The organism is Azohydromonas sediminis, from assembly GCF_003574675.1.
Classification (GTDB): Bacteria; Pseudomonadota; Gammaproteobacteria; order Burkholderiales; family Burkholderiaceae_C; genus Calidifontimicrobium; species Calidifontimicrobium sediminis.
Genome location: NZ_QOAZ01000078.1, coordinates 1 through 2,159, shown reverse-complemented (window position 1 = coordinate 2,159; position 2,159 = coordinate 1). Strand labels below are relative to the sequence as shown.

2 protein-coding genes are annotated in these 2,159 nt (G+C 58.2%); one reads left to right on the top strand and one right to left on the bottom strand.

Annotated features, from left to right (window positions below):
* Positions 1-441 precede the first annotated feature (441 nt).
* Positions 442-1,401 carry an IS5 family transposase gene (locus DRV96_RS17665; protein ID WP_119293588.1) on the top strand — a complete coding sequence of 320 codons (960 nt, stop codon included), beginning with the start codon at positions 442-444 and terminating at the stop codon, positions 1,399-1,401.
* A gap of 147 nt (positions 1,402-1,548) precedes the next feature.
* Here the strand turns inward: DRV96_RS17665 and DRV96_RS17660 are convergent, their stop codons facing one another.
* A complete protein-coding gene (locus tag DRV96_RS17660; RefSeq protein WP_210757103.1) occupies positions 1,549-1,878 on the bottom strand; it encodes a GyrI-like domain-containing protein in 330 nt (109 codons plus the stop codon).
* Positions 1,879-2,159: the final 281 nt, after the last annotated feature.

Below are 2,159 nucleotides of genomic sequence, written 5' to 3'. Positions count from 1 at the left end.
GCGCCTGTCCAAGCTCAGGCACCTGCCGGCCAGCCCATTCGTGCCGGCGATGCCGAAATGACGGCGTCGCGTTCCACACGAAACGACATGGAGCCGAAAAGTTCCACAAAGCCCAATTTGCTCTTATAAAATTCGACCGAAGCCTTTACATTGGCGGCAGGGAATTTGGGGACAACGTATTTAAACATAGTCTGCTCCCATCTATGATTGTCTACAAAATCGGAACACAAAAGTCCATAGTATGCTCGTAGTAGACTTCATAACTGGGACGTTGCGGGTCTACAATCAGTTGATGTTGTGGCATATACTCCGCAAAGAAACGTCCAATAGTCTCTCCTATCGTGTTAGAGTCCTTCTCAAGTGATAGGGATGGTCTGCAAAACCTCACCCTGCGGCGCGCATCTTGCATGAGTTGAGGCATCCAACATGCGGTGCTGCGCGATGAAGCAATCCTCCCTGGGTCTGGACCTGAGCACGAAGAAGACGCACAGGCGCGAGTTCCTCGAGGAGATGGAGCGCGTGGTGCCGTGGGCTGAGCTGGTCGCTTTGATCCAGCCGCACAGCCCGCGCGCGAAGACCGGGCGTCCGCCGTTTGCCATCGAAACCATGCTGCGCATCCACTTCCTGCAGCAGTGGTTCGGTCTGTCGGACCCAGCGATGGAAGAGGCACTGTTCGACGTGCCGATGTACCGTGAGTTCGCGCAATTGCCCGACGGCCTGGTGCGGCTGCCCGACGAGAGCACGATCCTGCGCTTTCGGCACCTGCTGGAGAAGCATGGCCTGGCTGCGCAGATGTTCGCCGCCGTCAATGCCACGCTCGGTGCCAAGGGGCTGATGCTCAAGACGGGCTCGGTGGTCGACGCCACGCTGATTGCCGCGCCCAGCTCGACGAAGAACAGCACCGGCACGCGTGACCCCGAGATGCACCAGACCAAGAAGGGCAACAACTGGTACTTCGGCATGAAGGCGCACATCGCCGTGGATGCCGACTCGGGGCTGGTTCATCACCAGGTCTGCACGGCTGCCAACGTTCACGACCTGCGTGTCGTCGATCAGTTGTTGCACGGCAAGGAGAAGCATGTCTTCGCCGACTCGGGCTACCGCGGCATTGCCAAGTGGAGCCGGCGCAAACGCATCCGCTGGGCCGTGGCGATGACGCCGGGCCATCGCAAAGCGCTGGACCCGAGCAAGCCGCTGGATGCGTTGAGGGACAAGGCCGAGCGGATCAAGGCCAGCATCCGCGCCAAGGTCGAGCATCCGTTTCGGGTGATCAAGCGGCAGTTCGGCTACTGCAAGGCGCGCTACCGCGGGCTGGCCAAGAACGCGGCGCAGGTCACGACACTGTTCATGCTGTCGAACCTGTGGATGGCGCGACGCAAATTGCAGGCGGCTGCGGCATGAGTGCGTCTGGACCGCCCCCGCAGGGGCCAAATGCATCGGCGTGGCGCATGAATCGGCCGCGCAATCGCTACAGGCAGGCCGGAAATCGGTCTGTAAGCGCTTCGACACGTCGGGATGCGGCCTGTGCATAGTCGCTCGGTCGGTTCTTCAGACCTTCCATAGGATTGCATAACGCCCACCTGGTAGTTGTTGTGTTTGGATATCTTCTGTGCCTTGGAAAATGGCTTCAGGAAGTTCTAATGCGCACTCATAACCGACTAGTTGAGCGCCGTTGGTGCGTGGGATACCAATTACTTTTAGGGCTGAAGGGTCGTAGCCGCACTGTCGAGCCCAGTCTTTTATATGTTGAAAACCGTCCCGAATTTGTTCGTTGTAACTACCAGTCGCTTGTTGTAGTTGGCAAGACACATAGGCGATAAAGACAGGTGTCAAATCTTGTATAGTCACGTGCAATGGTTGTTCAGTAAGAATGCTCATAAAAAGTCTCCCGTGCTGAAATTGTGAATGGCAAAGCGTATTGGTGTGGTGGAACGGATTAAGCCGCCCAACGTGATCTAGGGGCTCCATGTCGTTTCGTGTGGAACCCAACATTCACAATGACCCTTGGTCGTCGAGCCCGGTGGGTATGTGGACAGGCCGCTTGCCGGCCTGTCCACATGTCCACGGGGCGGGCTTCGCCGGGGGAGTTGATTCGATGAGCGTCGGGGTCGAAGCGCTGTTCACCAGCGCGCTGGGGTTGCAGCCGCCATGGGTGGTCG